This window comes from Flavobacterium suaedae (genome assembly GCF_014642915.1).
In the GTDB taxonomy this organism is placed as follows: Bacteria; Bacteroidota; Bacteroidia; order Flavobacteriales; family Flavobacteriaceae; genus Flavobacterium; species Flavobacterium suaedae.
Map to the genome: position 1 here is coordinate 212,961 of NZ_BMJE01000003.1, position 26,145 is coordinate 239,105.

General features: G+C 35.2%; 30 protein-coding genes. 16 read left to right on the forward strand and 14 right to left on the reverse strand.

Going from position 1 to position 26,145, the window contains the following annotated elements; all coding sequences use genetic code 11:
* Nucleotides 1–20: 20 nt before the first annotated feature.
* The 3 genes from gntA (at nucleotide 21) to IEW45_RS06840 (ending at nucleotide 1,937) form a co-directional block, all read left to right on the forward strand.
* Nucleotides 21–710: a guanitoxin biosynthesis heme-dependent pre-guanitoxin N-hydroxylase GntA gene (gene gntA, locus IEW45_RS06830; protein WP_188620490.1), complete on the forward strand. Its 690-nt coding sequence runs from the start codon at nucleotides 21–23 to the stop codon at nucleotides 708–710.
* A complete protein-coding gene (locus IEW45_RS06835; RefSeq protein ID WP_188620491.1) occupies nucleotides 688–1,269 on the forward strand; it encodes a DUF1989 domain-containing protein in 582 nt (193 codons plus the stop codon). The genes gntA and IEW45_RS06835 overlap by 23 nt, the downstream gene beginning before the upstream one ends.
* Before the next feature lie 65 nt (nucleotides 1,270–1,334).
* On the forward strand, nucleotides 1,335–1,937 hold the full coding sequence (locus IEW45_RS06840; protein ID WP_188620764.1) for an IMPACT family protein: 603 nt from the start codon (nucleotides 1,335–1,337) through the stop codon (nucleotides 1,935–1,937).
* Nucleotides 1,938–1,940: 3 nt separating this feature from the next.
* On the opposite strand, the gene IEW45_RS06845 is transcribed toward IEW45_RS06840, so the two are convergent.
* Nucleotides 1,941–2,339 carry an acyl-CoA thioesterase gene (locus IEW45_RS06845; RefSeq protein WP_188620492.1) on the reverse strand — a complete coding sequence of 133 codons (399 nt, stop codon included), beginning with the start codon at nucleotides 2,337–2,339 and terminating at the stop codon, nucleotides 1,941–1,943.
* 192 nt (nucleotides 2,340–2,531) lie between these two features.
* Here IEW45_RS06845 and dnaA point away from each other — a divergent pair, with 192 nt between their 5' ends.
* Genes dnaA through IEW45_RS06860 form a run of 3 tightly spaced genes read left to right on the forward strand, consistent with a single transcriptional unit; the run spans nucleotide 2,532 to nucleotide 5,137 of the window.
* Complete coding sequence (gene dnaA, locus IEW45_RS06850) at nucleotides 2,532–3,959, forward strand: chromosomal replication initiator protein DnaA (protein ID WP_188620493.1); 1,428 nt, start codon at nucleotides 2,532–2,534, stop codon at nucleotides 3,957–3,959.
* Nucleotides 3,959–4,423: a low molecular weight protein-tyrosine-phosphatase gene (locus IEW45_RS06855; RefSeq protein WP_188620494.1), complete on the forward strand. Its 465-nt coding sequence runs from the start codon at nucleotides 3,959–3,961 to the stop codon at nucleotides 4,421–4,423. The genes dnaA and IEW45_RS06855 overlap by 1 nt, the downstream gene beginning before the upstream one ends.
* A 6-nt stretch (nucleotides 4,424–4,429) precedes the next feature.
* Nucleotides 4,430–5,137, forward strand: a complete 708-nt coding sequence (locus IEW45_RS06860; RefSeq protein WP_188620495.1) for an SAM-dependent methyltransferase — start codon at nucleotides 4,430–4,432, stop codon at nucleotides 5,135–5,137.
* Between the two features lie 29 nt (nucleotides 5,138–5,166).
* Here the strand turns inward: IEW45_RS06860 and arsB are convergent, their stop codons facing one another.
* The 5 genes from arsB to IEW45_RS06885 form a co-directional block, all read right to left on the reverse strand.
* A complete protein-coding gene (arsB, locus tag IEW45_RS06865) occupies nucleotides 5,167–6,243 on the reverse strand; it encodes an ACR3 family arsenite efflux transporter (RefSeq protein ID WP_188620496.1) in 1,077 nt (358 codons plus the stop codon).
* Between the two features lie 68 nt (nucleotides 6,244–6,311).
* Complete coding sequence (locus tag IEW45_RS06870) at nucleotides 6,312–6,743, reverse strand: DoxX family protein (RefSeq protein WP_188620497.1); 432 nt, start codon at nucleotides 6,741–6,743, stop codon at nucleotides 6,312–6,314.
* A gap of 43 nt (nucleotides 6,744–6,786) precedes the next feature.
* Nucleotides 6,787–7,203 carry an arsenate reductase ArsC gene (locus IEW45_RS06875; RefSeq protein WP_188620498.1) on the reverse strand — a complete coding sequence of 139 codons (417 nt, stop codon included), beginning with the start codon at nucleotides 7,201–7,203 and terminating at the stop codon, nucleotides 6,787–6,789.
* Between the two features lie 20 nt (nucleotides 7,204–7,223).
* Nucleotides 7,224–7,706, reverse strand: coding sequence for a DUF6428 family protein (locus IEW45_RS06880; protein ID WP_188620499.1), 483 nt, complete (start codon nucleotides 7,704–7,706; stop codon nucleotides 7,224–7,226).
* Nucleotides 7,707–7,718: 12 nt separating this feature from the next.
* Complete coding sequence (locus IEW45_RS06885; protein WP_188620500.1) at nucleotides 7,719–8,051, reverse strand: ArsR/SmtB family transcription factor; 333 nt, start codon at nucleotides 8,049–8,051, stop codon at nucleotides 7,719–7,721.
* 243 nt (nucleotides 8,052–8,294) lie between these two features.
* Between IEW45_RS06885 and IEW45_RS06890 the strand changes: the two genes are divergently transcribed.
* Complete coding sequence (locus IEW45_RS06890; protein ID WP_188620501.1) at nucleotides 8,295–9,824, forward strand: SulP family inorganic anion transporter; 1,530 nt, start codon at nucleotides 8,295–8,297, stop codon at nucleotides 9,822–9,824.
* Between the two features lie 45 nt (nucleotides 9,825–9,869).
* Here the strand turns inward: IEW45_RS06890 and IEW45_RS06895 are convergent, their stop codons facing one another.
* Nucleotides 9,870–10,976, reverse strand: coding sequence for an alanine racemase (locus tag IEW45_RS06895; RefSeq protein ID WP_188620502.1), 1,107 nt, complete (start codon nucleotides 10,974–10,976; stop codon nucleotides 9,870–9,872).
* On the reverse strand, nucleotides 10,976–11,431 hold the full coding sequence (locus IEW45_RS06900; protein ID WP_188620503.1) for a GNAT family N-acetyltransferase: 456 nt from the start codon (nucleotides 11,429–11,431) through the stop codon (nucleotides 10,976–10,978). The genes IEW45_RS06895 and IEW45_RS06900 overlap by 1 nt, the downstream gene beginning before the upstream one ends.
* Nucleotides 11,432–11,574: 143 nt before the next feature.
* Here IEW45_RS06900 and nhaA point away from each other — a divergent pair, with 143 nt between their 5' ends.
* Entirely contained in the window at nucleotides 11,575–12,783 is a 1,209-nt protein-coding gene (nhaA, locus tag IEW45_RS06905) for a Na+/H+ antiporter NhaA (RefSeq protein WP_188620504.1), read from the forward strand.
* A gap of 45 nt (nucleotides 12,784–12,828) precedes the next feature.
* Here nhaA and IEW45_RS06910 read toward each other — a convergent pair whose 3' ends face one another.
* The 3 genes from IEW45_RS06910 to IEW45_RS06920 form a co-directional block, all read right to left on the reverse strand.
* Nucleotides 12,829–14,199, reverse strand: a complete 1,371-nt coding sequence (locus IEW45_RS06910) for a TIGR00341 family protein (RefSeq protein ID WP_188620505.1) — start codon at nucleotides 14,197–14,199, stop codon at nucleotides 12,829–12,831.
* A gap of 180 nt (nucleotides 14,200–14,379) precedes the next feature.
* Nucleotides 14,380–14,871 (reverse strand): 6,7-dimethyl-8-ribityllumazine synthase, encoded by a 492-nt coding sequence (ribH, locus tag IEW45_RS06915; RefSeq protein ID WP_188620506.1) that lies wholly within the window; start codon nucleotides 14,869–14,871, stop codon nucleotides 14,380–14,382.
* A 7-nt stretch (nucleotides 14,872–14,878) separates the two neighbouring features.
* A complete protein-coding gene (locus IEW45_RS06920; protein ID WP_188620507.1) occupies nucleotides 14,879–15,655 on the reverse strand; it encodes a tetratricopeptide repeat protein in 777 nt (258 codons plus the stop codon).
* Between the two features lie 143 nt (nucleotides 15,656–15,798).
* On the opposite strand from IEW45_RS06920, the gene recF reads away from it, so the two are divergent.
* The 5 genes from recF to IEW45_RS06945 all read left to right on the forward strand — a co-directional run bounded on the left by recF (nucleotide 15,799) and on the right by IEW45_RS06945 (nucleotide 20,407).
* Nucleotides 15,799–16,878 carry a DNA replication/repair protein RecF gene (gene recF, locus IEW45_RS06925; protein ID WP_188620508.1) on the forward strand — a complete coding sequence of 360 codons (1,080 nt, stop codon included), beginning with the start codon at nucleotides 15,799–15,801 and terminating at the stop codon, nucleotides 16,876–16,878.
* Nucleotides 16,879–16,952: 74 nt separating this feature from the next.
* Nucleotides 16,953–17,624, forward strand: a complete 672-nt coding sequence (locus IEW45_RS06930; RefSeq protein ID WP_188620509.1) for a DUF2461 domain-containing protein — start codon at nucleotides 16,953–16,955, stop codon at nucleotides 17,622–17,624.
* A 24-nt stretch (nucleotides 17,625–17,648) separates the two neighbouring features.
* Nucleotides 17,649–18,662 (forward strand): UDP-N-acetylmuramate dehydrogenase, encoded by a 1,014-nt coding sequence (gene murB / locus IEW45_RS06935; protein ID WP_188620510.1) that lies wholly within the window; start codon nucleotides 17,649–17,651, stop codon nucleotides 18,660–18,662.
* Between the two features lie 72 nt (nucleotides 18,663–18,734).
* A complete protein-coding gene (locus IEW45_RS06940; protein WP_188620511.1) occupies nucleotides 18,735–19,856 on the forward strand; it encodes a glycosyltransferase in 1,122 nt (373 codons plus the stop codon).
* Nucleotides 19,832–20,407 (forward strand): RNA polymerase sigma factor, encoded by a 576-nt coding sequence (locus IEW45_RS06945; protein WP_188620512.1) that lies wholly within the window; start codon nucleotides 19,832–19,834, stop codon nucleotides 20,405–20,407. Before IEW45_RS06940 ends, IEW45_RS06945 begins: the two co-directional genes overlap by 25 nt.
* Here IEW45_RS06945 and bla read toward each other — a convergent pair.
* On the reverse strand, nucleotides 20,404–21,126 hold the full coding sequence (gene bla / locus IEW45_RS06950) for a BlaB/IND/MUS family subclass B1 metallo-beta-lactamase (protein ID WP_188620513.1): 723 nt from the start codon (nucleotides 21,124–21,126) through the stop codon (nucleotides 20,404–20,406). The two genes, IEW45_RS06945 and bla, sit on opposite strands and share 4 nt — an antisense overlap.
* A gap of 145 nt (nucleotides 21,127–21,271) precedes the next feature.
* Between bla and IEW45_RS06955 the strand changes: the two genes are divergently transcribed.
* The 3 genes from IEW45_RS06955 to gap all read left to right on the forward strand — a co-directional run bounded on the left by IEW45_RS06955 (nucleotide 21,272) and on the right by gap (nucleotide 24,225).
* A complete protein-coding gene (locus IEW45_RS06955; protein WP_188620514.1) occupies nucleotides 21,272–22,132 on the forward strand; it encodes an energy transducer TonB in 861 nt (286 codons plus the stop codon).
* Between the two features lie 119 nt (nucleotides 22,133–22,251).
* Nucleotides 22,252–23,142, forward strand: coding sequence for a lipoyl synthase (gene lipA / locus IEW45_RS06960; protein WP_188620515.1), 891 nt, complete (start codon nucleotides 22,252–22,254; stop codon nucleotides 23,140–23,142).
* Between the two features lie 84 nt (nucleotides 23,143–23,226).
* A complete protein-coding gene (gene gap / locus IEW45_RS06965; RefSeq protein WP_188620516.1) occupies nucleotides 23,227–24,225 on the forward strand; it encodes a type I glyceraldehyde-3-phosphate dehydrogenase in 999 nt (332 codons plus the stop codon).
* Between the two features lie 8 nt (nucleotides 24,226–24,233).
* Here the strand turns inward: gap and IEW45_RS06970 are convergent, their stop codons facing one another.
* Nucleotides 24,234–25,046 carry a purine-nucleoside phosphorylase gene (locus IEW45_RS06970; protein ID WP_188620517.1) on the reverse strand — a complete coding sequence of 271 codons (813 nt, stop codon included), beginning with the start codon at nucleotides 25,044–25,046 and terminating at the stop codon, nucleotides 24,234–24,236.
* The gene (gene lpxK, locus IEW45_RS06975) at nucleotides 25,003–26,043 is read right to left on the reverse strand and encodes a tetraacyldisaccharide 4'-kinase (protein ID WP_188620518.1); all 1,041 of its coding nucleotides are present in this window, start codon (nucleotides 26,041–26,043) and stop codon (nucleotides 25,003–25,005) included. Before lpxK ends, IEW45_RS06970 begins: the two co-directional genes overlap by 44 nt.
* Between the last annotated feature and the right edge of the window lie 102 nt (nucleotides 26,044–26,145).

Here is a 26,145-nt window from a genome sequence, read left to right on the forward strand (position 1 = left end):
AATTAGAATAAAAAAACAACATGAAGGAAAAAGAAATAATAAACCAGTTTACTTCTTTCATAGAAAGCAAAACTTTTCCTTGTGTAGCCGCTAAAGCAGCATTTACAAAAAAACAACTAAAGGTAATAGTTGCAGAGCACATGGCTTGCCCTAAAGATGACAGAAGTATTTTAGAAGCGATTTATAATTTTATTAAAGACTACAGGCAATCTGAAAAACTTTTTCATAGCATAGCAGTTATATTTCCTTATACAGAAATTGAGAATGAAATAATGTACGACCAGTTATTCTGGAAACGCTTACAGGCACTTGCAGATTTAGATGCTGAAAAATTTGAATATGACTACAGAGTAGATTCGGAGCCAGATTCCGAAAACTTTAGCTTCAGTTTAGGTAATGAAGCATTTTTTGTAATAGGTTTACACCCTAAAAGCAGCAGAAAAGCAAGGCAATTTAAATATCCGGCAATAGTATTTAACCCTCACGCACAGTTTGAACAATTAAGAGAAAATAAGCAATATGTAAAAATGAAAAATATTGTACGTAAAAAAGATATTGCCTATTCGGGAGATATAAACCCAATGCTTGAAGACTTTGGAGAGTCTTCAGAAGTTTATCAATATACAGGGAGGCAATACAGTGAAAGCTGGAAGTGCCCTTTTCATAGTAACCATAACCAAACACACCATGAACATAATCAATCCGCGTAGCGGAACATCATTTATACTTAAAAAAGGACAAAAACTTAAAATTACAGATATAGAAGGCGAACAAGTAGCGGACCTGATGTGTTATAATTTAAATGATAAAAAAGAATACTTATCATCTGGAAGAACTATAGATTATGCTGAAACCATTTTTTTAACCAAAGGACATCCCTTTTACTCCAATCGCAGTAATGTTATGTTCAATATTGTTGAAGATACGGTAGGAAGACATGATTTTTTATTAACCCCTTGTAGTTCTGATACTTTCAGGATAATATACGGACATAAAAATCCGCACCAAGGATGTTTCGGTAATTTATGCAATGCTTTTAAAGAATATGGTATAACGCCCGACGATATACCAACTACTTTTAATGTTTTTATGCATGTTACAGTTAATGGAGAAACAGGAAGAGTAGATGTATTACCACCTACCAGTAAAGCAGAGGACTATATTATGATTGAAGCAGAAATGGATTTAATAGTAGGTTTAACTGCATGCTCGGCAGAAATGAGTAATAACTATTCGTTTAAACCTATCGGGTACGAAATAATAGAGTAAAAGCGAGCAAGTACAACCATTTGCTTTTCCATTTGCAATAAATATCTTTGCCCACAGAATATATTATTTTGGAAAACGATATTTATAAAACCCTTGCATCGCCTTCGGAAGAAACATTATACAAAGAAAAGAACAGTAAATTTTTTGGTTATGCTTTCCCTATCAATAACGAAGACGAGGTTAAAGACATATTAGAAGAGGTTAAGAAAAAACACCACTCGGCACGCCATTGGTGCTACGCTTTTCAGCTGGGTACCGACCAAATATATTACCGAGCTAACGACGATGGTGAACCCAACAACTCGGCAGGCATGCCCATATATGGGCAAATACAGTCATTTGAAGTGACTAATGTACTAATAGTGGTAGTTCGTTACTTTGGCGGAGTAAAACTCGGTGTAGGTGGCCTTATATCAGCTTACCGTACTTCTGCACAAATGGCATTGGAAGCATCAGAGATTATAGAAAAAACAATTGATGTTCATTATACCTTAAAATTTGATTACCCCATAATGAATAAAGTGATGCGGGTAATTAAAGAAAAGAATCTGGATATAGTTTCACAAAAAATGGAAATGGATTGCGAAGTTGTAGTTAGCACCCGTAAAAACAATGCCCCCGAAGTACAGGAGGCATTTGCTAATTTATACGAAGTAAAAATTAAATAATTTTTACTCTTTTATTTTTTCCAAAACATAATCCGGAGGGAAAACAGGGCGCCCTGTTTTCATATCAACAAACACCAGCATAGAGTTACCTGTTGTTAATAACTCCCCTGTTTCGTTATGTATTTCGTAGTCAAATTCTATCTTGACAGATTCCTGCTTTTTAAATATTGTTGTTACTGTTAATAAATCATCATAACGTGCAGGTTTTTTATAGTTTAACGTTAAATTAACCACAGGCAGCATTATACCGTTTTCTTCCATAAACTTATAGCTAAGACCCAGATTTCTAAGCCATTCCACCCTTCCCATTTCAAAGTATTGAGCATAATTACCATGATAAACTACCCCCATTTGGTCAGTTTCGGCATATCGTACACGTACTTTAATTTGATTATTTTTCATATTTTTATAACGTTAATTTTATCTTAATTTTTCTTAAATAAGGCTTACGGTTTTTTTTTAAAAAAATCAATACGCCTTCAGTTTTTTTTTGAAAAAATTTGTTCACATATTTGTTCTCCCAAATAAGAGCGACCATCTTTCGTTCATTTTTGTAAGACATCTATTATAATTAAAAGCTAATATTCAGGATTTATGACAAAAACTGCACAACAGGTATGGGATAACTGTCTAATGTTCATAAAAGATAACATTCAGGATCAGGCATACAAAACATGGTTTGAACCAATACGTGCGGTTGAGTTAACTGAAAATGCACTTTACATACAGGTGCCCAGCAAATTTTTTTACGAATGGCTTGAGGAACACTATGTAAAGCTTTTAAAAGTAGCACTAACAAAAGAACTGGGTAACGGGGCAAAGTTACTGTATAAGATTAAAATGGAAAACTCTTACGGTAATAAAAGCCCTTTTACGGAGCAATTACCCAGCGCACACCGTGCCCCTGTAAAACCACAGGAGGTAGATTTCCCATTGCAGAATAAAAATCCTGAACTTAAAAACCCTTTTGTAATACCTGGTATACGCAACCTTAAAATAGAATCGCAGTTAAATGCTAATTACAGCTTTGACAATTTTTTTGAAGGTGATTCTAATAGGTTAGCACGCTCGGCAGGTATGGCTGTAGCTAACAAACCAGGGGGAACATCATTCAACCCATTATTAATATTTGGTGGTGTTGGTTTGGGTAAAACACACTTGGCACATGCTATTGGTGTTGAAATAAAAGATAAATACCCTGATAAAACAGTATTGTATATTTCTGCTGAAATATTCACGCAGCAATATATAGATTCTGTTAAACGAAATACACGTAATGATTTTATCCACTTCTATCAACTTATAGATGTGTTGATAATTGATGACGTACAATTCCTTTCGGGTAAAACAGGAACACAAGATGTGTTTTTCCACATATTCAATCACCTGCACCAAAACGGCAAACAGGTAATACTTACTTCAGATAAAGCTCCTGTTGATATGCAGGATATAGAGCAACGCCTGTTGTCTCGCTTTAAATGGGGACTTTCGGCGGAGTTACATCAACCGGATTACGAAACAAGAATATCTATATTAAATAATATTCTGTATCGTGATGGTGTAGAAATGCCTGAAGAAATTATAGAATATGTAGCAAAGAATATAAAAAGTAACGTTCGTGAGCTGGAAGGTGCCATAATATCGCTTATTGCACAATCATCTTTCAATCACCGTGAGGTTACATTGGAACTTGCCAAGCAGGTTGTAGAAAAGTTTGTAAAGAATGTAAAGCGCGAAATATCTATAGACTATATTCAAAAAGTAGTTTCCGATTATTTCCAGCTGGATATTGACACATTACAATCTAAAACCAGAAAACGTCATGTAGTACAGGCAAGACAACTGGCTATGTTCTTCGCTAAAAAATATACAAAATCATCACTGGCAAATATTGGCTCTAAAATAGGAGACCGTGACCACGCTACAGTATTACATGCTTGTAAAACAGTTGACAATTTAGTATCTACCGACAAGCAATTCCGTAAATTTGTTGATGATATAAATAAAAAACTATCTGTATAATGCCTGTAAAAATTTTAATGGTATGTTTAGGTAATATATGTCGTTCTCCATTGGCAGAAGGTATATTACAATCTAAATTGCCATCTGATAAATTTATTGTAGACTCTGCAGGGACAGGAAACTGGCATGCTGGTGAACAGCCTGACAAGCGCTCTATGAAAACTGCTAAAAACAGAGGTTTAGATATAAGCACTCAAAGAGCAAGACAGATAAAAACTTCTGACTTTGAAGATTTTGATTATATTTTTGTAATGGATAGTTCTAATTACGAAAATGTAATAAAATTAGCACCAAATAAAGCTGCTAAAAATAAGGTTACAATGATTATGGACTTTTTACACGCTGATGGTGGCATTGAAGTTCCGGATCCTTATTTTGGTGGTAACGACGGTTTTGAAAATGTATATGATATGCTGGACGAAACCTGCACTATAATAGCTGATAAACTTATAAAAGAAACCTAATAAACTATGACAGGTAAATTATACTTACTGCCTGTACCGCTTGGACCGGATGCTGACCCTACGGATGTATTACCCGAAACAGTTGCCCGCGCCATTGGTTTTATAGATTATTATATTGCTGAAAACGAAAAAACAGCACGCCGTTTTATTAAAGCTATTAATCCTGAAAAGAAACAGCCTGATTTACATTTTTCGATACTAAATAAACATACTGACCCTACTGAACATTATGAGTTTTTACAACCTTGTTTAGATGGTAAAAATATGGGGCTAATGTCTGAAGCGGGTTGCCCGGGTGTTGCTGACCCAGGCGCTGCCATAGTAAAAATAGCGCATGAAAAAGGTATACAAGTAGTCCCTATAACAGGACCTTCTTCTATTTTGTTAGCATTAATGGCTTCGGGTATGAATGGGCAAAGTTTTGCCTTTAACGGTTATTTACCTATTGACAAAAACCAAAAGAAAAGTGCTTTAAAAAATTTTGAACGTTTATCTTCCGATAAAAATCAGTCACAGCTTTTTATAGAAACACCATACCGTAACAATAAGCTATTGGATGATATTTTAAGCACTTTACAGCCGGCTACGCAATTATGTATTGCTGCTGATATTACTTTACCTACTGAGTTTATTAAAACCAAAACTGTAGCACAGTGGAAAAAGAATAAGCCCGACTTGCATAACAAACCGAGCATATTCATCATTCATAAGTAAAAACTATTTACTTACTACACTCCAGCATTTTACTTTTTTGTGTTGTTGTTAAAGTATTTACGTTTAAACCAAAAAGACAGATTTACCAGTGCTATTAATGCAGGTACTTCTACCAGTGGTCCTATAACCCCTGCAAATGCCTGTCCGCTGTTAATTCCAAAAACTCCTATAGCTACTGCAATAGCAAGTTCAAAATTATTTCCTGCTGCCGTAAATGAAATGGCTGTGGCTTTTGAATAATCTGCCCCAACTTTTTTACCCATTATAAAGCTAATAACAAACATTATTACAAAGTATATTGCCAAAGGAATTGCTATCCGTAAAACATCAAAAGGTATTTTTACAATAAGTTCTCCTTTCAGGCTAAACATCAGTACAATAGTGAAAAGAAGTGCTATTAATGTAAAAGGTGATATAAACGGAATGTATTTTTTAGTGTACCAGTTCTCACCTTTCAGTTTGATTAAAGCATACCGAGATATAACTCCCGCAGCAAAAGGGATACCTAAGTAAATTAATACACTTTCGGCTATTGCTCCCATAGTTATGTTTACATCAAGCGCTTCTATTCCAAAAAGTGGTGGTAATATTGTAATAAACACGTAAGCATAAACACTATACAGTAATACCTGAAATATACTGTTTAGTGCTACTAGGCCTGCTGCATATTCACGGTTACCTTGTGCGAGTTCATTCCACACTATAACCATAGCTATACAGCGTGCAATGCCTATTAAAATAAGTCCTGACATGTACTCGGGTAAATCACGTAGAAATGTTATAGCTAAAACAAACATTAATACAGGTCCTATAACCCAGTTTAACAGTAGCGATGTACCCAAAAGTTTAGTATTTTTAAATACTTCACCCATTTTTTCATACTTTACTTTTGCCAAGGGGGGGTACATCATTATTATAAGTCCTACCGCTATAGGTATATTGGTTGTACCGCTTGAAAACGACTGGATAAAGTTTGTTACTCCTGTAGAAAAGTAACCAATTGCTACCCCCAGTGCCATTGCTAAAAATATCCAAAGGGTAAGGTAACGATCTAAGAAGCTTAACCGCTTACGGTTGGTCATAGGGTTACAGTTAGTAAGTTGCATAAAAAGTTTATTTTAATTATTTAAAAAAACTTCAGGTGGATGCCTGTTTATTAAATAATTGAAAGGTTTTAATTTAGTTTGGAGGCGAACCGGTAGTCTAAAGACCATTTTCCGCTCCCTTCTATAAGAAGAAAAAGATTAGCAAAAATTAAGGCCCAGTCTACCCTTATATGATGAAGAAAACTCCAGAAGCCTTCCTGTATGTATATTTCAGCATGTATTGCTCCGAAAGCTGAAAGTGTAATTACAAGTAAAGGTATTGTTGCTAATCGGGTTAAAAATCCTAACAAAATCAATAAGCCACATAATATCTCTGTCACTCCTGCAAAACTGCCGGTATATTCAGGTAAAGGTAAACCCATTTCCTGAAACCTTCCTACTCCCATAAGTTGCGGAAAAAGCAGTTTCTGTATACCCTCCGAAGCAAATATTACACCTACCATCATGCGGATAAGTATAATACTTTTACGGGGTGTAGTACGCAGCAAAACTGACTTCATTGTAAGTATTTTCCGCTAAAATAATACTATTTAGCTATACTTACTACAGAATATGCATTTTTACGAAATTATCAGAATATTCTTTAATTTCATCTCTTACTCCCCTGAATTCATTGATAATTTCCTCTTCATTACCCGTAGCCTTTGCAGGATCCTCAAAATTATAATGAAAACGCTTTGCCTGAGAAGGGAAATAAGGACAATTTTCCTTAGCATTGTCACATACCGTTATTATATAATCAAACACGACATCATTATACTCCTCTACATTGTTAGAAGTATGATTAGATATATCTATACCATCCTCCTTCATAACGGCAATAGCTCTTGGGTTAACTCCGTGAGTTTCTATACCTGCACTATACACATTCGCTTTTTCTTTAGCAAAATGCTTCAAGTAGCCTTCTGCTATTTGGCTACGACAACTGTTGCCTGTGCAAAGCACTAAAATGTTTTTCATTTATACTTTATATTTAGTTTTTAACAACATCCACTACCCGGAGTGCAGCAAGCCTCTTCTGTACTTTTTGTAATATTACTTAATTGTACTTTTTCCTTTTCATTAGATTGAGGAATACCGCATTTATCAGGAGCAAGACAAGCTGTGGTTGTAGGTAATAACCAAAAGTCTTTACCATCAAAACCTAAATTATATTTACCTATTGTTGCTCCCTGATATTCTACCTCAACTTCATAATCTCCCACCTTAAGTACCTCTTCAGAAAGTCTTATTATATCCAGAAACTTTTTTGGCTGTAACCTATGGTCGTAGTCATCAGCTTTCCATAACTGAATGCTGATTTTCTTCTCTATTCTTATAGTACCGCCACAGTCTATATAATCCTTACTTATCTCTCCAACTTCGGTTACATGAAAATGCTTTGGTACGTAATCACCTTCAGGCATTCTAAAGTTGACTTCATCAACTTCATTTAAATACGTTTTTATTTCAGATAGTCTCATAATATGGTTTATTTAACAACATTCATCTTTTTTCTCTTGAAGTATACTATGTACAGTATCAAAAAAAGATTTTATCTTTTCAAAACCTTTCTCATCTATACAATAACATACTGATGTTCCTTCAACATCGCCTTTTACTAATCCTGCATTTTTTAGCTCTTTTAAATGCTGGGATATAGTTGGCTGTGCCAAAGGCAATGCTCCTACAATATCTCCACAAATACAAGAATTCACTTTCAACAGGTGCTCTATAATAGCTATTCGGGCAGGGTGCCCTAATGCTTTTACCATTATTGACAGTTCATTTTGCTCTTGTGTAAATTTGTCTGACTTTGTTACCCCCATAACATTAAATTTATATATTGCAATATTACGATTAAAAGAATTTAGATTACTAAATCTAATATTAAATTAATGTTACTTATAAGTTGCTTATTGAATTTAAAATAAGCATTACCATAAACAGACAGCTATTTAATTATATTTCTTTATTTTTGCCCGCTTAAATTGGCACATTTATTCTAAACAACACTAAATCTGAACTATAACAACTAAGTCAGTTTTATATTTTCAGATAAATTTCACTATATGGATCGTATAATTAATCTTTTCGACTTTTCTCAAAAAATAAATTATAAAAACGAAATACTGGCAGGCTTAACTGTAGCTATGACTATGATTCCAGAATCATTATCATTTGCAATACTGGCAGGATTCCCTCCATTAACAGGACTATACGCAGCCTTTATTATGGGGCTTGTTACGGCTATATTCGGCGGAAGACCGGGAATGGTTTCGGGTGGTGCCGGGGCAACTGTAGTAGTACTTATTGCGTTAATGCAATCGCACGGTATAGAATATGTATTTGCGGCTGTAGCATTGGCAGGTATATTACAGATAGGAGTAGGTATATTTAAGCTTGGTAAGTTCATCCGTTTAGTACCCAACCCAGTAATGTACGGGTTTGTTAACGGTTTAGCGGTTATTATATTTATGTCGCAGCTTGAGCAGTTTAAAACTATAGTTAACGGGGAATCTTCCTGGTTAACAGGTACTGCTCTATACACTATGACAGGACTTGTAGCACTAACCATTGCTATTGTATTATTATTCCCAAAAATAACTAAAGCTGTACCGGCTTCATTAGTAGCCATACTAGTAGTTTTTGCTTTGGTATTTGGTTTAGGCATAGAAACAAAAACAGTAGAAGACATCGCATCAGTAAGCGGTGGGTTCCCTCCTTTCCACGTTCCTGATATTGCTTTTAATTTTGAAACGCTAAAAGTTATATTCCCTTACTCGCTTATTATGGCTGCTGTAGGGCTTACAGAAGGTTTACTTACCCTAAACCTTGTAGATGAAATGACAGGCACAAGAGGAAAAAGTAATAAAGAGTGTGTAGCACAAGGTAGTGCGAACCTGCTTAACGGTTTCTTTACCGGTATGGGTGGCTGCCCAATGATTGCACAAACACTTGTAAACCTATCTGCCGGCGCAAGAGCAAGACTGGCAGGTATAATTGCAGCTATTACCATATTAATAATAATTCTTTTCGGGGCACCTGTTATTGGCAAACTTCCTGTTGCAGCATTAGTTGGTGTAATGATAATGGTTGCTATAGGTACTTTTGAATGGGCTAGTTTTACTATTATTAATAAAATGCCAAGACACGATATTATTACAGGTGTACTGGTTGCCGTTATAACTGTATGGCGACATAACCTTGCATTAGCTGTTTTTGTAGGGGTAATCATATCGGCATTGGTATTTGCTTGGGAAAGCGCTAAACGCATCCGTGCGCGCCATTATATAGATGATGAAGGCATAAAACATTATGAAATATACGGCCCTTTGTTTTTTGCATCAACAAAGGTATTTACTGATAAGTTTGATATAGAGAATGACCCTGATGAAATCATTATCGATTTTAAAGAAAGTCGTATCTCGGATATGTCGGCTATTGAAACTATTAACGGATTGACGGAAAAGTACAGCAAAGCAGGGAAGAAAGTACACCTGCGCCACCTCAGCAATGATTGCAGACGTTTATTAAGTAATGCGGAAGCTGTTATTGATGTGAATATTATTGAAGACCCTACTTACAGAGTTGTGAAATAAGGTATATAATAAAAAAGGGTAGTTAAAATTAACTACCCTTTTTTATTATGCTCCTGTCTTAATAATAGACGGAGTATTACTGTTTATTATGCGTTTTTCTATATACTTAGAGTTCATTATACGTACTATACCCATATAATCCATAGTAAACTCCAGTAAATCCCCTACTTTATATTTTTTCGGGTTCTCTTCTAAATCAAGCACTACCATATCAGATGTAGCTCCTGCATATTTAATATCGCCATCTGTAGGGTCTAAATGCTTCATGTCAATATCAAGTAAACCAATATCAACAATAGCTCTTATCGTAGTCCTTCCATAATCTTCCTCTTCAAAACTGTAGGTTTCTCCTTCCAGATTAGTTCCCAGCTCTCCGGTAGGCACAACAGGCTTCTCATAAAGTTCTATAATCTCAGCATACAGTTTAAAAATATCATTTTCCATATTTTCAAACTTAGCACTATTGTACACATCTGTACCCATAAAAAGTGTTTCCCCTACCCTGAAGTGATTTATTCCCGGAGGGATTAACCCTTGCATTACAAGCGGAATCGTTACAGATGAACCTCCTGATATAAAAGGTATTTTTATATTGAACTTAGCTTCTACAAGCTGCTTATATAAACTTAACTGTATTAGTTTATCATTATTTGGTAATATACCGTAAAGACAAGAAAGGTTTGTTCCTAACCCTATAATCTCAATGTTTTTCATCTCAAAAACACGAGCATAAAAGTCTATAAAGTCTTCACGCATTACACCTTCACGAAGCTCTCCTAAGTCAATCATAATAATAATTTTATGAGTTACTCCTTGTTTCTGAGCTTCTTTAGAGAGCATTTCAATAGTGCGAAAATCAGTATTCATACTAATATCCGCATATTTAATAACATCTCTAATTACTCCTTTTGCAGGTGGTTTTATATATATGGTTTGTGCATCTTTATCAATATTCTTTATAACCTTAAGGTTACTTATTCTTGAATCAGAATATTGACTTATACCCATTTTAAGCAACTCAGCAAGATAGTTTTCATTACCGCAAAGTATTTTAGTAACTACAGACCAATCTATATCATGCTCTTTAAAAAAGGTATTCAGATAATCAAAGTTATGCTTTAACTTATCTGTATTTAGCGTAATAAAAGCCATTAGTGCGATTTTTTATACCTCATTTCAAGGTATTTATTAGTGAATCCCAGACTTTCATATAATTTTTTAGCAGGGTTTTGTGGTTCTACGTGTAACGCTACATCTCCCTCAACAGTATCCAGAGCTTCACGCATTAATTGTTTTCCTATCCCTTTTCCTCTGTAATCGGGGTCTGTTGCGATGTAAACTAATATATTTTCAGGTATATACCCTTCCATACCTGTATTGTTTAAAACTACAGCTCCCACTATTTTACCATCTACTTCTGCTGACAGAACATTACCTTTTGTATCCTTGTTATCGTGTAAGGTATTTAAGGCATAACTTATCGCTTTATTAATATCTTCTTTAGGATCTCCATACTCCTGTAAACTTCTGTACAAAAAATTAACTATATTTTCCTGTACTTCTCCAGACATTGGCTCTTTTACGGAATATTTTTGAATTTTTACCATTTTTAGATTTAATTTTTTAAAAATCGCAAGTTAATTTTTTCATCGCCTAATAGGAAAATATATATGTTAAAATCTTTATAATTTAATATTTAGACTACAAATTATTACCCAATAAAATGTAAGGTTTTTGTATTTTTGCGCATATGGCAAAATTAATCAACCTTAAGGCATTTAAATCATTTTTCAGCTCAACATCAGCAGGGGGAATCATCCTACTTATTTGTGTAGCTATTTCACTAATAATTGCTAATACAAGCTCTGCTGAAGGTTTCAATGAATTCTTACAAACAGAAATAGGATATTCCAGTGACAGTATCCATTTGCGTTATCCCATACTACTTTGGATTAATGATGGTCTTATGGCCATCTTCTTCCTGTTAGTAGGACTGGAAATTAAACGTGAAATTGTGGAAGGGGAGCTTTCCTCCTTAAGTCAGGCGTCATTACCAGTACTGGCTGCTATTGGCGGGGTACTAGTCCCTGCATTAATTTATAACCTTTTTAACGGTACCCACCCCGAAACGGTACATGGCTGGGGTATACCAATGGCTACTGATATTGCTTTTGCACTGGGAATATTATCGTTATTAGGCGATAAAGTCCCTTCCGGTATTAAAGTATTCCTTGCCGCACTTGCCATTGTTGACGATTTAATGGCTATACTGGTTATTGCAATATTTTATACTGCCGAGGTACACTTCACCTATTTAATGTATGCCGGAGCAGTATTTGCATTACTAATAATATTTAACCGCGCAGGTATAAAAAATATACTATTCTATGTTATACCCGGTTTATTTATATGGTATTTTGTACACCATTCGGGTATACACGCCACTATAGCAGGGGTACTAACCGCACTTACGCTGCCTACAACCCCTGACGCCAAAGAGTCTTCTCTTGAAAAACTGGAACATTTATTAACCAAACCGGTTAACTTTTTAATAATGCCGATATTCGCTATTGCTAATACCAATATTACTTTTGAAGGAGGAATGGTAGAAGGGCTTGCCAGTAACTTAGGTTTAGGTATTGTTTTAGGTCTCTTTTTAGGAAAACCAATTGGTATATTCTTTATGTCTTGGTTATCAGTAAAACTAAAAATATCTAAACTGCCGGAAAACTCAAACTGGACTCACATACTGGGACTGGGACTATTGGGAGGTATAGGTTTTACAATGTCTATATTTATAGCTTTACTATCGTTTAAAGGACAACCTAATGTAGAGTTATACACAACCGAAGCTAAGTTTGCTATATTGATAGCTTCTGTGCTTTCAGGTATATGTGGTTACTTGGTTTTAAACCTTTACAACAAGAAACAAAAAAAGAAAGCTGCTGTTACTAATTAACAAGCAGCCTTAAATAAATCAACTTTATAAAAGCAAGTAAATAGTTTACTTGCTTTTTTGTTTCTTCAACTCTTTTTTATCGGGTAAGTCAGGCAAAACAGGAGCCCTCCTAAACAATATTACATTTTTTAACCGTAAACGTTGATTAAGCCAGTTGGTTAACTTCTCACTATCCTCCAGTTTAAGCACTTTTTCACTCTCATAAACCACTGCTGTAATAGGTATTATACTATCTTTTGTAGTAGTTGCTAAATCATGTTTTGAAACTGAGAGTGAATTAACATCAGGGAATATTGTTCTCGCCTCTTTAAGTAATTGAGTGTTATCAAATCTATTTTCTGCAAGTTTTTTCTCCAACTGTACAATACGTAGGTCCTTCTGGTCTACTTCATTCTCCCTGCTCTTTATTTGATTAAGTATATCACCTTTTAAAGCATTTAATCTATCAGTACTATCCTGCCTTATAATAAGGTCTGTCCCTTTCAGGTATTTGTTTTTATCAAGCCTGCTTTTTATTTGCTCCATCTCTGTTTTCTCAAAACGCTTAGACAGAAACGCTAGCTCTACTTTCCTGGGGCTCTTATTATAATCAGTATTTTTATACACTACGGTATACCCTCTATCAGTAAACTCGTTATCTATAAAGTTTTCCAGATTTTTTTTAAACTGCTGATCTCTGTATAAGTTATAGGCCAAAATGCTACTGGGTACTATCATAACTACAATAAGCACCGTTATAATGGTTTTTACTTGTTTTTGCTGTTTTTCATCTACCTGCTTTTTAGCCGGGTAATTTAAATACTTTACTATCAGGAAAGTTGAAATACCTATAAACACACAGTTTATACAGTATAAATAAAAAGCTCCTAAAAAATAAGTCCATTGCGCTGTGGCAAGCCCGTACCCTGCTGTACACAATGGTGGCATTAAAGCTGTAGCAATAGCCACACCGGGAATAGGATTCCCCTTCTCTGTTCTGGTAACGGCAATAACTCCTACTATACCACCAAAAAAGGCTATAAGTATATCGTAAATATTGGGTGAGGTACGCGCTAAGAGTTCAGACTGTACATCTTTAAAAGGACTCATAAAAAAGTAAACAGTAGAAACCGTTAAGCTAACTGCTGTTGAATTTAAAAGGTTTATTAATGATTTTCGTAATAAATCAAAATCATAAACACCCAATGCAAAGCCTGCCCCCACTATTGGCCCCATTAAGGGAGATATTAACATGGCACCGATAATAACTGCCGTTGAGTTTACATTTAACCCTATAGAGGCTATTATTATAGCACAGGCTAAAATCCATAAGTTAGAACCTCTGTACCTTATATTTTTCTTTACACTTTCAAATACCTTCTCTCTATCATCTTCTCCTTCATGCAGGTTAAATAGAGCTGTAAGCCTGTTAATCATCTATTATTTATGTTTAAATGAATGTTTATAAAAATAGAAATTTATCATATTAGTACAATAAATTTCTGAAAATTTGGTGTAAACTATTACAGAACTGATAATCAACTATAAAAACAAAAACCCTTATCAGTTTTTATAGTGATAAGGGTTTAAAGTCTGTAAAATTCAGAATTTATATAACTAAGCTGTTTGCTTTTTAAGATAAGCCATTTTTATAGCAGCTATTGCTGCTTCCGTACCTTTATTACCGTGCACTCCGCCACTTCTGTCTATTGCTTGTTGCAGGTTATTATCGGTAAGTACACAAAAAATAACAGGAACATCAGTTTGTACATTCAGGTCTTTAATACCTTGCGCAACACCTTCGCAAACAAAATCAAAATGTTTTGTTTCTCCTTGTATAACACTACCTATTGCTATAACAGCATCAACATCCTGGGTTTGTATCATTCTTTTGCTGCCGTATATAAGCTCAAAACTTCCCGGTACATCCCAGCGGATAATATCTTTTTCTGCTGCTTCATTTTCAACAAGAGCTTCTATTGCTCCGTTACATAGAGCAGAGGTAATATTAGTATTCCACTCTGAAACAACAATCCCAAACCGAAAACCTTTCGCGCTTGGGATTGTTCCTTTATCGTATTCTGATAAATTTTTATTTGCTGTTGCCATGAATAAATTATTCAGTCATTGCAATATATACATCTATAGAAACACCTTCCTGAGATTTACTGTATTTATCTTTAATCTCTTGGAAATATTTTCCTGCTTCTTCTTTTTTGTCTAATGCAAGAGCTACTTTACCGGCTTTGAATAGGAAACGTGGTCTTGTTAATTCATTTTTACCGGCATCTGCTGCTTTCACATAAAATTCAAGTGCATCTTCTTTTTGTCCTAACTGGGAGAAAGCATCACCTATACCTCCGTTAGCCATTGCTTTAAGTACACTGTCTTCTGTTGTAAACTTGTCTAAATGCTCTACAGCTTCTTTATACTTACCTGTGTTAAGGTAAGACATACCTGCAAAGTAGTGTGCAAGGTTAGCAGCATCAGTTCCTGAGTAGTTTTCTATAATACCTAAGAAACCTAATTTACCTTCTCCGCCTTCAAGGGCAAGGTTGAAAAGAGAGTCATTAGCAGTTTGTCCGTCTACAGCATCAGTAAAATACTGCTCTGCCTGGAACATTTCGTTTGCTGCTTCTTCCTCCTTAGGTTCAACTACAAATTTGTTATATAATAAGTAACCTATAGTAACTATAGCTATTATAGCTACTACAATAAGAATAGGTTTTTGGTTTTTCTCAACCCACTCTTCGGTCTTTGAGGCTCCCTGATCCAGCGAGTCAAATACTTCCTCTGTGGTACTTTTACCATCAAAAGTTTCTTCTACCGGTTCTGTTTCTTCTGCCTTTTCAGGCTTAGGAGCTTTATACCCTCTTTTATTATATGTTGCCATTTCCTATAATTTAATGAGTGGCAAAAATAAAATTTTTATTGAAATTTAAAATATCTTTTTGTCGATATTTTTCGATAATTTGCAGCTACTTTAAAATTTAGCCCTAAAATACACAAAGTTCACACAATCAGACCTCGTTTTAAATGTATTTAAAAGAATTATCACTTCTCAACTACAAGAACATTACCGAAGCACATTATACATTTGATAATAAAATAAACTGTTTTGTAGGCAAAAACGGAGTAGGTAAAACAAATGTACTGGATGCTGTTTACCATTTAGCATACGGAAAAAGCTACTTTAATCCTATAGCGGCACAAAATATACAACACGGAGAAGATTTTTTTGTGATAGACGGTACTTTTGAAAAAGAGGGCAGAAATGAAAATATAGTGTGCAGCCTGAAGAGAGGGCAGAAAAAAGCACTGAAACGGAATGGAAAACAATATGATAAATTCTCTGAACACATAGGCTTTATACCGTTGGTTATCATCTCCCCTTCGGATAGTGACTTAATACTGGAGGGTAGCGAAACCCGCCGTAAGTTTATAGACAGTGTAATATCATTACTCAACCCTGTTTATTTACAGGAGCTTATTAATTACCAAAAAGTACTATCGCAGCGTAACGCATTATTAAAATATTTTGCGCTTAACCATACTTTTGATAACGATACGCTATCAATATACAATGAGCAGTTAAGCAGCTTAGGCTTACTCATTTTTGAAAAGCGTCAAGAATTTTTAGACCAGTTTATACCTATATTTAATAAACATCATCATAATATTACAGGCTCAGCAGAGAATGTAGGGCTAACTTACCAAAGTCAATTACACGATAAAAGTCTGGAGGATTTACTGAGAGAAAACATTAATAAGGATAAGGTTTTACAATATACCAGTGTAGGTATTCATAAAGATGATCTTTCCTTTGAAATTGACAATCACCCTATTAAAAAATTTGGTTCACAAGGACAGCAAAAGTCTTTTTTAATAGCTTTAAAGCTGGCTCAGTTTGAATTTATAAAGATGCAAAGCAATGTATTACCGATACTGCTTTTTGATGATATTTTCGACAAACTGGACGAAACCCGTGTAGCTAAAATAGTAGAAATGATAAATGATGAAACTTTCGGACAAATTTTTATTTCAGACACTCACCCTGAACGTACTGAAGCTATTGTGAAAGCAACACACCAAAGCTATACTATATTCAACTTATAAGGGTTATAAGTTCGTCCTTCTATCTTTTGATTTACTCTTGTAATTAGTTTATTTTTACTAAAAAATCAGTAACTATGGTACCACCAATTATTTTAGACTTTCTGGAAAAATTAAAACATAATAATAATCGTGAATGGTTTCAAGACCATCAGGAAGAATACGGGAAGTTTAAAGAAGCCTACAAAAGTTTGGTAAACGATATGATTGCAGAGATGAGTAAAGGCGACAGCTCTCTAAACGGATTAGAGTTTAAAGACTGTTCTTTCCGTATTAACCGGGACATTCGTTTTAGCAAAGACAAATCGCCCTATAAAACCAATTTAGGTATCTGGTTGTGTAAAGATGGTAAAAAGACCAATATGGCAGGTTACTATTTACACATTGAAAAAGGAAACTGTTTTATAGCAGGCGGAAGGCACCACCCCGATAGTGAAGATATTAAAAAAATACGCCGTGAAATTGACGGCTTTTACGATGATTTAGAAGAAATACTGGCGGATAAAGAATTTAAAAAATTATATGGTGAGCTGGACAGGGATGAAAACAATACTTTAAAAACATCACCTAAAGATTACGATAAAGACCATCCTGCTATTAAATATTTAAAACTGAAAAAATTTACTGCTACTCATAAATTCTCTGATGAAGAGCTTAAAAAAGATAACTTTGTAGAGGAAAAATCAAAACAGTTATTGTTACTAAAACCATTGGTAGATTACATAAACCGTGCGCTAACTACAGAATAATTACCTTACCCGAATCACTTTATAATGAAACTACATACTAATTACTCCCTGAAAGACTATAACACTTTTGGCATAGAGGCTTATGCTAAAGAATTTGTTGCCGTGCAATCAGTAAACGAATTAAAGCAAGTACTGCAAGAAAATAAAGGTAAAAAGCTGTTTATTTTAGGCGGAGGTAGTAATATGCTGCTAACAAAAGATATTGATGCACTGGTTTTACATATTAATATTAAGGGTATATCAGTAATAAGTGAAAGCGATACACATGTAAACATACAAGCTATGGCAGGCGAAAACTGGCATGAGTTTGTACTGCATTGCATTAATAATAATTACGGAGGGCTGGAAAACCTTTCGCTAATACCCGGTAATGTAGGCACTACGCCCATCCAAAACATAGGGGCATACGGAACAGAAATAAAAGACACTTTTGTTTCCTGCAACGCACTGAATATTGAAACACTGGAAACAGATACTTTCACAAAAGATGATTGCGAATTTGCCTACCGTGAAAGTATTTTTAAGGGTAAACTTAAAGGTAAATACATTATAACATCGGTTACATTTAAGTTAACCAAAACAGACCATAAAATAAATACGGCTTACGGCGATATTACCGAAAAATTAATCGACAACGGCATTATAGTAGCTACAATTAAAGATGTGAGCAATGCCGTTATTGCCATAAGGCAAAGTAAACTACCCGACCCTAAAGAACTGGGCAACAGTGGCAGTTTCTTTAAAAACCCTATTGTACCCAAAACAATATTTGATAAAATTCAGTCCAAACATCCGCTGATGCCTTACTATGTAGTATCGGAAACAGAGGTTAAAGTACCTGCCGGCTGGCTTATAGAACAAAGCGGTTTTAAAGGCAAGCGCTTTGGCGATGCAGGTGTACACAGCAAACAAGCGCTGGTTTTGGTAAACTATGGCAATGCTACAGGTCAGGAAATTTTAAATTTATCGCATAAAATACAGGAAACCGTGTTTAATAACTTCGGTATACATATTGAAAATGAGGTAAATATCATTTAATGTAATTCAAAATAAGAAAAAGCGTTTCTAACTGGTTTGTTTTTTTAAATTTGTGCGAAACAAATACGTATCATGTTAAGCATTCTTTTTTACGTTTTTGCAGGTGTTACCTTAGTCCAGCTAGTATACTATCTGATTATTTTCGGTAAGTTTTCTTTTGCCCCTTCGCAAAAAGTAAAATCAAAAAGAGTTCCCGTATCTGTAATAGTATGTGCCAAAAACGAAGCGGAGAACGTAAAACAACTTGTTCCTTTACTGGCAGAACAAGAATATCCTGACTTTGAAATTGTACTTATAGATGATTCTTCTGCTGATGAAACCCTTGAAGTATTTGAAGCCTTTGAAAGACAATACCCAAACATAAAACTGGTTAAAGTAGAGAATAATGAAGCATTTTGGGCAAATAAAAAATATGCACTAACACTAGGCATTAAAGCAGCTACCAAAGAGTATTTACTTTTTACCGATGCAGATTGTGTTCCTTCACCCAGGCATTGGATAACAAACATGGCTTCGCAATTTACCCAAAACAAAACTATTGTATTAGGGTATGGGGCGTACAATAAAATTAAAGGCAACTTCCTTAATAAAATTATCCGTTTTGATGCTTTAATTATGGCTACACAATATTTTGCATGGGCTAAATTGGGCAGACCTTACACCGGAGAAGGCAGGAATATGGCATACAAAAAAGAAGAGTTTTTTAAAGTAAACGGTTTTATCAGCCATATCGACATCAGGTTGGGAGAAGATGCTTTATTTATTAATGAGGCTGCAAACGCCCGTAATATAAAAACATGCTACACTCCTGATAGCTTTACATATTGCGAAGCTAAAAAATCATTTAAAGAATGGTTTAGCCAAAAACGCAGGCAGGCAGTAACCGCTTCTCACTTTAAGTTTTCAGATAAGTTACACCTGAAAATTTTCAATATAAGTCAGGTACTGTTTTTTGTGTTAGCAATTATACTATTAGCATTTCAGTTTAACTGGATGTTTTTAGTGCCTGTAATAGCATTACGCTACCTGTGCAGTTGGCTAACACTGGGCTATAGCGCCGCAAAACTTAAAGAAAAAGATACGATGTATTGGTTTCCTGTTATTGAAATAATTGTTACCTTCACAAAGATTAATGTTTTCGTTACCAATATATTCTCAAAGCCGGTAAATTGGAAATCAAGCCCGAAATTATAAACGCTATTGTTGAAAAGGCACAAAAAGGCGACCAGGTTGCCTTTACTTCCCTACTCGACCTTTACTGGAATGAAGTATACGGCTTTATGCTGAAACGTACTCAAAATGAAACAGATGCAGAAGACATTGTTATAGAGACTTTTGCAAAAGCTTTTGACAGAATAACTACCTACAACCCTGATTATGCATTTAATACCTGGCTGATAAGCATTGCCAAAAATGCACATATTGATATGCTCCGCAAAAAGAAATCATCACTTTTTGTAGCTATTAATGAAAAAGAGGAAAAACAGGCGTATAATATTGCTGATGACTCCCTTTCTGCAGAAGATGAATTAATACAGGAACAAAATCTTTCCCGATTACTGGAATGCATTAAAAAAATGAAACCGCAGTATCAGGAAGTAATACAATTACGTTACTTTCAGGAATTAAGCTATCAGGAAATAGCTGACCAATTACAAGAACCTTTAAACAATATTAAAGTAAAGCTACTGCGCGCTAAAAAACTCCTTTCTGAAATTATTAAAAATAAAAAACAAGGCTGCTAATCACCGTTTTCATTCTTTTCGAGCAACTTTAAAGTATGGTGTAAAGCCTCTGTATTTTTAGACCATTTAAAATGCCCGGGCACAACAAAAGCTATATCAGGATAATTTTCAAGTAACTTTTTTATAGTTTCATCCCATGCTTCAAGGTTCGCATCTGCCACATTACCCAAGCCGGAACTTTCAACACTTTTTACCAAGCAACCGCCATACAATATTTTGTCTTTTGGTAACCATATCACTATGTTATCTTTAGTATGCCCTTCTCCGGGGTAAAATGTTTTAATGGTATAACCACCCACAGTAAACAGTGTATCTTTTGTAAAATAATGTGCTGCCTGTTTCTCATTATATTCTGCACATAAATCATACGTTTGTTTTGATGAATATGTAGCTACCCCTTTATTTTTAAAATACTCCAAACCTGCTGTTCTGTCATCGTGATAATGTGTCGCAATACAAAGTACAACATCTTTATTATGCCTTTTTTTAATAGTATCCAGCAAAGGCTGAAATTGCGCTTCATCCCAAGGAGTATCAATAAGCACCACTCCTTCCTCTGTTACTATATATACACTATTTGAAGGAAAAGGATTCCCTGAAAATAATTTATGGGTAGTATAAGCATACACATCACCCGAAAGGTGTTTTATTTTTAAGCCTGAGTGTTGAGCATACACACTTACCGTTAACAATACTATAAGGCAGAATAGCTTTTTCATGTATACAATTTTCTACAAAAGTAAGACTTTACATAAAATGCAATTTCTGTAAACTAATAAAACTTTATGATTTTATTTATAATAAATATAAATACGAAAACGTTTTAGTAGCATATTAGTAATAACAAACCAAAACTGTAATAGTATGTCTAAAGTAAACGTTTTTGAACAAGAATGGATTGACTTGGTTTTTGAAGGTCGTAATAAAGAATACGGCGCTTATAAATTACGCCAGGAAAGTTCCAAAATAACTATTATCGCCCTTCTAACAGGTATCGGGCTAATTTTAGCCTTAGTAAGCATACCTGCCATTGTAAATCATTTTAACCCACAGGAGGAACTTGCAGATGAAACAGTAGTGGTAATAACGCCTACTGAAATAAAAACAGATATAGAAACTCCTGCTGTAATACATAAGGAACCTGAACTTAAACAGCAACCAGAACCAGATCCACAAAAAGCTACTCCCGCTCCTGCCGCTGTAGAACCGGAACCTACTGTAAGAAACAAACCTTTTGTGGCAGCAACTGACCCTGAACCTGTTGATTTACCTGATATGGAAACGCTTTTAACTACTAAAGCAGGACAAACAACAAGTGATGGCGACGGCAGTGGTGACTTTGCTATAGGAACTACATCTTCTGACGGAGAAAAGGAGGGCACAGGAACCGGAGAAGGTGATGGAGAAGGAACTGTAGATGCCGTTTTTGTTGACGTAGCACCTGAGTTTCCGGGTGGGCTTGACAAGTTTTACAATCAAGTAGGTAACCGATACAGAGTTCCTGAAATTGGAGAAGAAAAAACAATACGTGTATATGTTAGCTTTATTGTTGAAAAAGACGGAACAATGTCTAACATTCAGGTATTAAGAAATCCGGGATACGGAGCAGGTAAAGAAGCCATACGAGTATTAAAATCCATTAAAACAAAATGGAGCCCGGGTATGGTAAACGGTAAGTATGTAAGGACTGCCTATAAATTACCTATAACAATAAACATACATTAATAAACAGTAAACAATATAAAGAAGCTCCCTTTTGGGAGCTTCTTTTGGTTTTAAGCTAAAGGTTAAGTACCATGCTAATCCATAAATAAACCTTATCTTTGCCTACTAAAGTTTTTGTTATGCAAACAATATTAGATACAGAAAAACCAGTAGCAGAAAAAGGAAGGCTTACGCAAAAGCCTAAATGGTTAAGGGTAAAGCTGCCAACAGGTAAAAAATATACTGAATTACGAGGACTTGTAGATAAATATAACCTGCACACTATATGTACTTCGGGTAGTTGCCCCAACATGGGCGAATGCTGGGGAGAAGGTACTGCTACCTTTATGATTTTAGGTAACGTTTGTACTCGTTCATGTGGTTTTTGCGGTGTAAAAACAGGACGCCCTGAAACGGTAGATTGGGATGAACCTGAAAAAGTAGCCCGCTCTATTAAGCTAATGAGTATAAAGCATGCTGTATTAACCAGTGTAGACCGTGATGATTTAAAAGACGGTGGCTCTATTATTTGGGCAGAAACCGTTAAGGCAGTACGCAGAATGAATCCTAATACTACGCTTGAAACACTTATTCCTGACTTTCAGGGAATAGAACGAAATATAGACCGTATTGTTGATGTAGCGCCGGAAGTTGTTTCTCATAACATGGAAACCGTAAAAAGGCTTACACGCGAAGTACGTATACAAGCAAAATACGAGCGTAGCCTTGAAGTTTTACGCTATCTTAAAGCCAGTGGCATAAACCGAACTAAATCAGGGATAATGCTTGGCTTAGGTGAAAAGGAAGAAGAGGTTATACAAACCATGCACGACCTTCGTGAAGTAGGTCTTGATGTTTTAACTATAGGGCAATATTTACAGCCCAGTAAAAAACACCTTCCTGTAAAAGAGTTTATTACTCCAGATCAGTTTAAAAAATATGAAGAAATTGGGCTAGACCTTGGGTTCCGCCATGTAGAAAGCGGTGCTTTGGTACGTTCTTCTTATAAAGCTCAAAAACACATACTATAACATCTTACTAATTAAAATTAGGAATTTGCTTTTCTTACCACTGTTATAAAGTGTAAAGAAAGGTACAATACCCCCTTTCATACAATGGAAAAAATTAAAATCGGTATAAATGGTTTCGGTCGTATAGGTCGAAACCTGTTTAGGCTGTTAATCAATCACCCAAATATAGAAGTAGCCGTTATTAATGATATTGCTGATACCCGCACAATGGCACACCTTATAAAGTATGACAGTATACATGGTGTACTGCCTTACGAAGTATCACATACTGAAAACAGTATTGTTGTAAACGGTAAAGAATACGCTTTTACAAGACAGCGAAATATAGCTGATATAAAATGGAATAATTTTAATGTTGATATAGTAGTAGAGTCAACAGGGAAATTTAAAACGTATGACTCAGCATCTCAGCATTTAGATGCAGGAGCTAAAAAAGTAATACTATCTGCTCCACCGGAAGAGGATAAAATTAAAACAGTTGTTTTAGGGGTAAACGAACATATACTTGACGGCACTGAAAAAATAATTTCGAATGCCAGTTGTACTACCAACAATGCTGCCCCAATGATGAAGATTATTAATGATCTTTGTGGTATTAATCAAGCCTATATTACTACGGTACACTCCTACACTACCGACCAAAGCTTACACGACCAACCGCATAAAGATTTACGCAGAGCACGCGGAGCATCACAGTCTATAGTACCTACTACAACAGGTGCTGCTAAAGCACTAACCAAAATTTTCCCTGAATTTGACGGAAAAATTGGTGGTGGTGGCATACGCGTACCTGTACCGGATGGCTCGTTAACTGATATTACCTGCTATGTAAAGCGTGAAGCTTCTATTGAAGAAATTAATGCTGCTTTTAAACATGCTGCGGAAAATGAACTAAAAGGTATACTTTCCTATACCGAAGACCCAATAGTATCAGTTGATATATTGGGTAATACAAATTCTTGCCTTTTTGATGCGCAATTAACTTCGGTTATCGATAAAATGGTGAAGGTTGTAGGCTGGTATGATAACGAAATAGGCTATTCATCCCGATTAATAGACCTTATATCCTATATTAGTAAATAAGCTACACTTTAATAATTTTCAATAAGTTGTTTTATCAGGTTACGCACTTTTGGCTCTGCTTTTTGTGCCGCCTGTAAAACTTCTTCATGGTTTACCTCATCTATATTATCCTCATTCCCTATATCGGTAATTACAGATACCCCGAAACATTCCATATCCATGTGGCGCGCTACTATTACCTCAGGTACTGTTGACATCCCTACACAATCGCCTCCCAAAGCTTTTACCATGCGGTACTCGGCAAGGGTTTCAAAAGTAGGACCTTGTAAAGAAAGGTATACACCATCTTTAACTTCTATATTAGAATTTTCAGCCAAAGTTTTCGCTTTTGCAATCATCGCTTTACTGTACGGCTGGCTCATATTAACAAATCTGGGACCAAAACGCTCGTCGTTTTTACCTCTAAGCGGATGCTCCGGCATCATATTAATATGGTCACTTATAAGTACTATATCCCCTACTATATAATTTGGGTTTACACCTCCGGACGCATTAGAAACTATAAGTTTTTCTACGCCTAAATATTTCATTACACGAATAGGGAAAGTAACCTGTTTCATATCATAGCCTTCATAAAAATGAAAGCGTCCCTGCATGGCTACTACTTTTTTAGTACCAATAGTACCGAAAAGTAGTGCTCCTTTATGCCCCTCTACAGTAGAGACTGGAAAATTCGGGATTTCACTATAAGGCAAGGAGTGTTCTACTGTAATATCATCCGCAAAACCACCTAGCCCTGAACCCAGCACTACCCCATATTCAGGTGTAAATTGTGTTTTAGTCTTTATATATTCTACCGTCTGCTGTACTTTGTCCCACATAGTATAAAATGGTTTTATTAAAATCGTCACCTCCATTTATAAAAGAACTTTTTATGGGTAGGTAAAACAACCTGTCGTCTGGCAGTTTACCTTTTAAACGCATATAGTCCTTTTCGGTAGTAACAATAATTTTATCTTTAGAAAGTTTCTTTAATTCTTCAATTTCCTTTTCAGAAAAGTAATGATGATCAGGGTAACGCAAGCAATTATCACCTTCTTTTTTAAGATAGTTAAAAAAAGGCTCAGGCTTTGCTATTCCTGCCAGTAATATTTTATCTTTTTCTTTTAACTCATTTACAGCAATACTACTGGTTTTAGATATTGCTGCCTCATCATACTCTATAAAGCTAAAATAAATTTTTTGATTTTCTTCCGGCTTTAATCTGTTTATAATAAACTCCTGCTCAGGTTCAGTTAAATCACTTGGGCATTTTGTAACAATAATTACATCGGCACGCTTAGCTCCCGGTTTTCCTTCTCGCAAATTACCCACAGGTAAAATAAAATCGTCGGCATATATATCATTAAAAGCTGTAAGCAAAATATAAAAACCTCCTTTAACCCGGCGGTGCTGGTAAGCATCATCCATTAATATTACTTCGGGCGGTTCCGGCTGTGCTAATAGGTTTTCAATTCCGTTTTTACGGTCGGCATCTACAGCTACAGTAATTTCAGGAAACTTAGTATGAAACTGAAAAGGCTCATCTCCCAAAGTATAAGCATCGGCATTTTCATCTGCCAGTACAAAACCTTTTGTTTTACGCTTATACCCTCTGCTAAGGGTAGCTACTTTATACTCACTTGCCAATAAACGTATTAAATATTCTGTTTGCGGTGATTTGCCTGTACCTCCCACACTAAGATTTCCTACTACTATAACAGGTAAATCAAATGAATATGATTTTAGAAAAGATACATCATACAGAAAGTTCCTTAAGTATACTACTCCTCCATAAATAAGAGCAAAAGGAAACAATAATTTTCTTAAAAATTTCATGAACACGAAGATAAATTATTTAACTCCTATTTATTGCTAAAAATACCAAAAAGTACAATTTAACATTTCATAAAGAGAGTTGCATCTTATAATTATTGATTT